This window comes from Flavobacterium rhizophilum (assembly GCF_046000485.1).
GTDB classification, from domain to species: Bacteria; Bacteroidota; Bacteroidia; order Flavobacteriales; family Flavobacteriaceae; genus Flavobacterium; species Flavobacterium rhizophilum.
In genome coordinates this window covers 1-502 of the sequence record NZ_JBELQB010000083.1, presented here as the reverse complement: position 1 = coordinate 502, position 502 = coordinate 1, and the positions used below count along the sequence as shown (strand labels likewise).

At 62.7% G+C, this 502-nt stretch carries 1 protein-coding gene; it reads right to left on the bottom strand.

Annotated features, from left to right (window positions below):
• Positions 1–133 precede the first annotated feature (133 nt).
• The coding region (locus tag ABS768_RS17880; protein WP_408076271.1) for a sensor histidine kinase at positions 134–502 on the bottom strand (369 nt) is incomplete at its 5' end.

The following is a 502-nucleotide window of genomic DNA, read 5'->3' as shown; positions in this document are numbered from 1 at the left end:
GAGCCGAAGAGCACGACCGGCAGGCCCACAGATCGGAAGAGGCTGGCCAGGGCTGCGCGCATCTCGTTGTCGTCGTCGATGACCAGAACGACGCCGCCCTCCATCGCTGCGTTGTGGCCAGAACCTGAGGACGTCATGCGAACGCATCCTCGCCGACCGGCAAGATGATCATGAAGCAGGTGCCTTCGCCGGTCGTTGACGACGCGGAGATTCTCCCGCCATGCGCCTCGACGATCGACCGACATATCGACAGTCCCATGCCCATACCTTCGGCCTTGGTCGTGAAGAATGGCTTGAACAGGCTTGCGATGGTGTCTTCGTCGATGCCCGGCCCCCTATCCCGGACCTCACGGATGAGCGCTGGTTCGCCCAGTTCGAGCGCGCCGGAACGCCCCACGATCGACAGGACGCGCGGCCGGTCGTCGACATTCGACATCGCCTGCGCGGCATTGACGATGAGGTTGATCATGACCTGTTGCAGTTGGATCTTGTCGGCGATCAC